The 7,307-nt window shown below is 69.2% G+C and carries 5 protein-coding genes; all 5 read left to right on the forward strand.

Annotation, left to right across the window (positions count from 1 at the left end):
• The first annotated feature begins 294 nt into the window (after positions 1–294).
• The 5 genes from yajC (at position 295) to GEV10_31350 (ending at position 7,133) form a co-directional block, all read left to right on the forward strand.
• Entirely contained in the window at positions 295–777 is a 483-nt protein-coding gene (gene yajC / locus GEV10_31330; GenBank protein MQA82896.1) for a preprotein translocase subunit YajC, read from the forward strand.
• Between the two features lie 88 nt (positions 778–865).
• Positions 866–2,611: a protein translocase subunit SecD gene (gene secD / locus GEV10_31335; GenBank protein ID MQA82897.1), complete on the forward strand. Its 1,746-nt coding sequence runs from the start codon at positions 866–868 to the stop codon at positions 2,609–2,611.
• Positions 2,611–3,897, forward strand: coding sequence for a protein translocase subunit SecF (gene secF / locus GEV10_31340; protein MQA82898.1), 1,287 nt, complete (start codon positions 2,611–2,613; stop codon positions 3,895–3,897). Before secD ends, secF begins: the two co-directional genes overlap by 1 nt.
• A gap of 133 nt (positions 3,898–4,030) precedes the next feature.
• Positions 4,031–4,555 (forward strand): adenine phosphoribosyltransferase, encoded by a 525-nt coding sequence (locus tag GEV10_31345; GenBank protein MQA82899.1) that lies wholly within the window; start codon positions 4,031–4,033, stop codon positions 4,553–4,555.
• Between the two features lie 67 nt (positions 4,556–4,622).
• Entirely contained in the window at positions 4,623–7,133 is a 2,511-nt protein-coding gene (locus GEV10_31350) for a RelA/SpoT family protein (protein ID MQA82900.1), read from the forward strand.
• Positions 7,134–7,307 lie beyond the last annotated feature (174 nt).

The raw sequence follows: 7,307 nt of genomic DNA on the forward strand, positions 1-7,307 counted from the left end.
GTGGAACCGGCGCCCACCCCAGGCGACAACCGGGCCACCGCCCTACCCCCCACCCCGCAAACACCTCAACCACACCCCACAACACCCCACCACGGCCACACCACCACCCCACGTGAACAATCGAGGTTAACGTGATCAACGCGGCGAGCCGCGACCGTGCTGGTGAGGGGCGGATTCGGCGGTGTGGGCGGGTGCGTTGCCCTCCGTCAGGGACCGCGCATACACTGCGCCGGTGGCTGCGGTCTATCGTGGCCTTTTCCGTGGTGAGACTCCGTCGGGGTCGAAAGGATCTTCGTGGGCCAGCTCGAGCCAATTCTGTTCATCGTCGCGATCATCGCCGTGTTCTACCTGCTGCTCATCCGTCCGCAGCAGAAGCGAAAAAAGGAAATGTCCAACATGCAGCAGGCGCTGAAGCCTGGTGCGGAGGTCGTGACGACCGCGGGGATGTTCGCGAGGGTCGTGGCCATGGAGGGTGACGACGCGCTCCTCCTCGAGGTCGCTCCCGGCGTCACCTGCAAGTACATGCGCCAGTCCGTGATGCGTGTCGTGCCCGAGGAGCAGCCCGCGACGCCGGTCGAGGCGGCGGATGAGCCCGAGAGCCTGGACGAGTCGTCCGACGGCACCAAGGACGCCGACGACAAGCCTGAGTCGCTCGAGGCGGCCGACACCGGCGCCGACGAGTCGTCCGACACGGACAAGAACACCGACGGAACGGGCGACGCCGACACGTCGGGCGAGCCGGGGGCGAAGAACGGCGACCGCCGCTCCTCGTCGTAGGTTCGTGCCGATCGCCGAGCTCCTCACCTCTGCCGGGCGGAGACGTCGCCGGCAGCCGTCGACCTGACACGCTTCGAGAGAGACGACAGTGGCATCCCCTTCGAGCAAGCGGCCGCGGCCGGGACCTGCGCTCGCCGTCTTCCTGGTGCTCCTGGCACTGGTCTTCGGCGGCATCGTGGCGAACGCCCAGTTCAACAACGGGCAGTACCTGCCACGGCTCGGCCTCGACCTCGCGGGTGGCACGACGGTCACGCTGACCGCCGTCACCGAGTCGGGTAAACCTCCGCCGGAGCGGCAGATCGACCAGGCGGTCGACATCATCAGGCAGCGCGTCAACGGCCTCGGCATCGCCGAGTCCCAGGTGAGCGCGCAGGGCGACTCGATCATCGTGCAGGTGCCCGGCCAGGGCCAGCGCAAGGTCGTCGAGCAGGTCGGGCAGACCGCGAAGCTGTACTTCCGGCAGGTCATGATCTCCGGTCCCGGTGGCGTCCCCGAGCCGACGTCCTCGCCGAGCGGCACCTCGACGGGGGAGCCGACCGGTGAGGCGACCCCGACGCCGGGGGAGACGGCGACCGCGCCGGGGGAGACGGCGACGCCGTCGCAGAGCGCGTCCGGCCGTGCGGTCGGCAAGGCCATGGAGCGCCGGGCGGCGCCGACCGGGCTGCCGACCGACCTCCCGACCAACCTGCCGACCGGCATGCCCACCGGCATGCCGACCGAGCAGGGTCCTGACACGAGCGGGATCAAGCCGGCCAAGCTCGAGGAGTTCCAGAAGCTCGACTGCACCAAGGCCGCCAACCGCGCGGGCGGACGCCTGGAGAAGGCGAACGAGCAGGTCGTCGCCTGTGGTCGTGACGGCACCGAGAAGTACATACTCGGCCCGGCGAAGGTGCTCGGCACGGAGGTCACCAAGGCCGAGGCGGTGTCCGACCCGCAGGACTTCGGCAAGTGGAAGGTCGTCCTCAACTTCAACGGCAAGGGCACCAGCCAGTTCGGTCAGCTCACGACCGCGGTCAACAAGGAGCAGGGCGACCGCCGCAGGGTGGCGATCGAGCTCGACCACCTGGTGATGTCCGCGCCGAACATCGAGGAGCCGATCCTCGGTGGCACCGCGGAGATCAGCGGCTCGTTCACCCAGGAGAGCGCCCAGGACCTCAGCAACGTGCTGCGCTACGGCGCGCTCCCGCTGCAGTTCAAGCAGAGCTCGATCGAGTCGGTGTCACCGACCCTGGGTCGCGAGCTGCTCAACGGCGGACTGGTCGCCGGGCTCATCGGCCTCGGTGTCGTCGCGATCTACGTGTTCCTGTACTACCGCGGCCTCGGCCTGGTCTCCGTGCTCAGCCTGCTGGGATCGGGCGGCCTGACGTTCGGTGTCGTCGTGCTGATGAGCGAGTTCATCGGCTACCGACTCTCGCTCGCCGGCATCGGCGGGCTCATCGTGGCGATCGGCATCACGGCCGACTCGTTCATCGTGTACTTCGAGCGATTGCGCGACGAGGTGCGCGAGGGCAAGTCGCTGCGGCAGGCGACCGAGCGGAGCTGGGTGCGGGCCAGACGCACGATCCTGACCGCCGACACGGTCACGTTCCTCGCGGCGCTGATCCTGTACATCGTGTCCGTCGACCAGGTGCGCGGTTTCGCGTTCACCCTCGGGCTCACCACCCTCGTCGACGTCATCGTGGTGTTCCTGTTCACCAAGCCGCTGATGACGTTGCTCGTGCGCACCAGGTTCTTCGGTGAAGGTCATCCGATGTCCGGCCTCGACCCGCGCAGGCTCGGCGCCAAGGAGTCCACGCGGGTCGTGGCCCGGCGTGCGACGCCGAGGGAGGCCTGATGTCACGGCTCGGTCGGTTCAGCCAGCGCCTGCACAGCGGCGACCTCGGCTACGACTTCATCGGCCGCAGGAAGCTGTGGTTCTTCGTCTCGCTGATCCTCATCGTCATCAGCCTCGCCTCGTTCGGCATCAGGCAGCTGAACTTCGGTGTGGAGTTCAGCGGCGGCTCGGTCTTCCAGTTCTCCGCGCCCGCCGCGACCGAGGGGCAGATCAGGGGCGTCGTGCGCTCCACGGTGGCCGAGTCGGATCCCGAGCACAGTGAGGTGATCGTGCAGAGCGTCAGCGGTGGCCGCTGGCGCGTGCAGACCGCCTCGTTGCCCGCGGCGGCCGTCACCGACGTGCAGGACGCCATCGCCGAGGAGGTCGGTATCCAGGCCGACGACGTGAGCCAGGAGCAGATCGGGCCGACGTGGGGGCTGCAGGTCTCGCAGAAGGCGGGACTCGGCCTGCTCATCTTCCTCGGTGTGTGCGTCGTATTCCTATGGGCGGTGTTCGACTGGAAGATGGCGCTCGCCGCGATGATCGCGCTGTTCCACGACCTGCTGCTCACGGCAGGTGTCTACTCGCTCGTCGGCTTCGAGGTGACGCCGGCGACGGTCATCGGCTTCCTCACCATCCTCGGGTACTCGCTCTACGACACCGTCGTCGTGTTCGACAAGGTGCGCGAGAACACCAGCGGCATCCTCGGCGGCAACCGCACGACGTACAGCCGTGCGGCCAACCTCGCGGTCAACCAGACGCTCGCTCGGTCGATCAACACCTCGGTCGTGGCTCTGCTGCCCGTCGTCGCGATCCTCGTCGTCTCGACCACCGTGCTCGGCGCGGGCACGCTGCAGGACCTCTCGCTGGCCCTCTTCGCCGGCATGGCGGCGGGCACGTACTCGTCGATCTTCATCGCGTCGCCGATCCTCGCCATCCTCAAGGAGCGCGAGCCGAAGATGGCCGCTCTGCGCCGCCGGGTCGAGGCGCGTGAGTCCGCTCAGGGCGGCGACGGCGCGACCAAGAAGGCCCGCCGCGCGATGGCGGCGGCGACGGCCGACTCGGGAGCCAAGGCCAAGCCGAAGGCAGGGCCGGCGAGCACGTCCGACGCCGACGAGCCCGACGAGGAGTTGGACGACGACACGACCGCGGCGGCGTCGTCGGGCAACGGCACGGTCACCGTCACGACGCCGTCGGGTTCCCCGCGCGGCGAGCAGAACGTCGCGCGGCGCGGCTCGCAGCGACCGCAGCCCAGGCGCGCGAGCAGCAACAAGCGCAAGTCGAAGGGCCGGAAGCGCAGGAGCTGACGAGTGAGCCGCAGGTAGGGGTCGCGACGCGTTGCCGGACCGGGCAGGGGGTTCTCGCGACACCTGCCGGAGGCGAGCGAGGAAGCGGGCGCGTGGAAGCACTGGACCTGATATGGACACCATGGACGGACCGATGAACGTCGCCGAGGTGGTGGCCGCGTACGTCCGTGACGTGCCCGACTACCCGAAGCCGGGCGTGCTGTTCAAGGACATCACGCCGCTGCTCGCCGACCACACCGCGTTCTCGACCGTGGTCGACGCCCTCGTCGAGCGCCACGGCGGCGGGCCGGTCGACAAGGTGGTGGGGATCGAGGCGCGCGGGTTCATCCTCGCCGCACCGGTCGCCTACCGGTGCGGAGCGGGGTTCGTCCCGGTGCGCAAGGAGGGCAAGCTGCCGGGGGAGACCCTGACCGAGTCCTACGACCTCGAGTACGGCTCCGCCACGATCGAGATACATCGCGATGCGATCGCGCCCGGCGAACGGGTGCTGGTGATCGATGACGTGCTCGCCACCGGCGGCACCGCGTGCGCCACCGTCGAGCTGGTGCGGCGCCTCGGCGGCGAGCTCGCCGGCCTGGCGTTCCTGCTCGAGCTGTCGTTCCTGGGCGGCCGGGAGCGGGTCGCCGACCTGGGCGCGGACGCTCTGCTGACCGTCTGAGCAGGCTCCTGGGCGGGTTCTTCGGCATCTCGGTGACCGGTCAGTAGACTGGGCGCCGTGCTCGTGCGTGGATGAGGCCGTCGGAGGACAAGGGGGTCGCGTGACAGATGAGGGCGTACCCCAGGGCGCGGTAGGCGCACCGGAGTCCGCTGCCCGGAGGGCGACGCGCAGGGAGGGCGAGGCCACTGACGTGACCGCGCCCGAGCCCGTCGACGGCGGCGTCACGGGCGGCACCGAGGAGCTGCCGCTCCCGGAGACCAACGGCGCCGCCCGGGTCACCGAGCCCGAGCCCGCGCACCCCGAGGCGCCGGTCCACCAGCGGTCCACCCTGCGGAGGCTGGCGCGGCTGGCCGTCCAGCGGGGCAGCGGCGCGGGCAGCAACCCCGTCCTCGAGCCGCTGCTGCGCATCGTCAGGGCCAGCCACCGAGGCGCCGACACCCGCACGATCGAGCGGGCGTACGAGACCGCGGCGTACCACCACCGCCTGCAGCGCCGCAAGAGCGGCGACCCGTACATCACCCACCCGCTCGCGGTCACGACGATCCTCGCCGAGCTCGGCATGACCACACCGACGTTGGTGGCGGCTCTCCTGCACGACACGGTCGAAGACACCGAGTACACGCTCCACCAGCTCAACAAGGAGTTCGGCGAGGAGGTCTCCGGCCTCGTCGACGGCGTCACCAAGCTCGACAAGGTGAAGTACGGCCAGGCCGCGGCCGAGGCCGAGACGCTGCGCAAGATGATCATCGCGATGGCCCGCGACCCGCGCGTGCTGATCATCAAGCTCGCGGACCGGCTGCACAACATGCGCACCCTCGGCTACGTCCCGCTGCACAAGCAGCACCGCACGGCCAAGCAGACGCTGGAGATCTACGCCCCGCTCGCGCACCGGCTGGGCATGAACACGATCAAGTGGGAGCTCGAGGACCTCTCGTTCGCCACGCTGTACCCGAAGCGGTACGACGAGATCGTCCGGCTCGTGGGCGAGCGCGCACCGCGCCGCGACGACTACCTCACCAAGGTGGTCGACCAGGTGCAGGACGACCTGCGCGGGGCGAAGATCCGGGCCACCGTCACCGGGCGGCCGAAGCACTACTACTCGATCTACCAGAAGATGATCGTGCGGGGACGCGACTTCGCCGACATCTACGACCTCGTCGGCACGCGGGTCCTCGTCGAGACGGTCCGCGACTGCTACGCGGTGCTCGGCGCGATCCACGCGCGGTGGAACCCCGTGCCGGGGCGGTTCAAGGACTTCATCGCGATGCCGAAGTTCAACATGTACCAGTCACTGCACACCACGGTGATCGGTCCCGAGGGCAAGCCCGTCGAGCTGCAGATCCGCACCTGGGCGATGCACCGCCGCGCCGAGTACGGCATCGCGGCGCACTGGAAGTACAAGGAGCAGCCCGACAAGGCCGTCAACGGCACGGGCGGCTCCGCCGACCCCGAGATCGGCTGGATCCGCCAGCTCGTCGACTGGCAGAAGGAGACCAGCGACCCGGGCGAGTTCCTCGACACGCTGCGCTTCGAGATCAACGCCAACGAGGTCTACGTCTTCACCCCCAAGGGCGACGTCCAGTCGTTCCCGCAGGGCGCGACTCCTGTCGACTTCGCCTACGCGGTGCACACCGAGGTCGGGCACCGATGTATCGGCGCGCGGGTCAACGGTCAGCTCGTGCCGCTCGACAGCACGCTCGACAACGGCGACGTCGTCGAGGTCTTCACGTCGAAGGCGCAGAACGCCGGGCCGAGCCGCGACTGGCTCACGTTCGTCAAGAGCGCGCGGGCACGCAACAAGATCAGGCAGTGGTTCTCCAAGGAGCGGCGCGAGGAGGCGATCGACCGGGGCAAGGCATCGCTCGCCCGGGTGATCAGGAAGCAGGGGCTGCCGCTCCAGCGCATCCTGTCCGGCGACACCCTCCTCGGGATCATGCAGGAGATGCGCTTCCCCGACAGCTCGGCGCTCTACGCGGCGATCGGCGAGAGCCACGTGTCCGCGCAGACCATCGTGCAGCGGCTCGTCCAGTCGGTCGGCGGCGTCGACGGCGCCACCGACGACATCGTCGAGACAGCCGTGCCGACCCGGCCCGCGCGCCGGGTGAGCAGCGGCGACCCCGGCGTGGTCGTCAAGGGCGAGAGCGACATCTGGGCCAAGCTGGCGAAGTGCTGCACCCCGGTCCCCGGCGACGAGATCATCGGGTTCGTCACGCGGGGCAGCGGCGTCTCGGTCCACCGCACCGACTGCACCAACATCGAGAACCTGTCGAACCAGACCGAGCGACTCGTCCCCGTCGAGTGGGCTCCGGGCCAGCACTCGGTCTTCCTCGTCGCCATCCAGGTCGAGGCGCTCGACCGCACCCGGTTGCTGTCCGACATCACCAAACTGCTGTCCGACCAGCACATCAACATCCTGTCCGCATCGGTGTCGACGACGCGCGACCGGGTGGCGATCAGCAAGTTCACGTTCGAGATGGCCGACCCGAAGCACCTCGGGCACCTGCTCACGAACGTCCGTCAGGTGCAGGGCGTCTACGACGCCTACCGCGTCACCAGCGGCGCCGGCTCCTCCAACTGACCGCCCGTCCACCCCGTCGCGCACCCGGCCCGCTCCCCGTTGATCACGTTCATTCGAAAATGGCTGTCAGGTGGCTGCCTGGGTGAGGGTGACGGTGTAGCCGAGGGTGGTGAGTTGGTGGGTGAGTCGGGCTTTGCGGTGGGCGTGGTTGCCGGTGTGTCGGTTGGTGTGCCA

The organism is Streptosporangiales bacterium (genome assembly GCA_009379955.1).
Classification (GTDB): Bacteria; Actinomycetota; Actinomycetes; order Streptosporangiales; family WHST01; genus WHST01.

Excerpts from the sequence above, each read along its gene's own strand:
- GEV10_31345 (MQA82899.1), top strand. The coding sequence starts at position 4,031 with ATGAACGTCGCCGAGGTGGTGGCCGCGTACGTCCGTGACGTGCCCGAC.
- secF (MQA82898.1), top strand. The coding sequence starts at position 2,611 with ATGTCACGGCTCGGTCGGTTCAGCCAGCGCCTGCACAGCGGCGACCTC.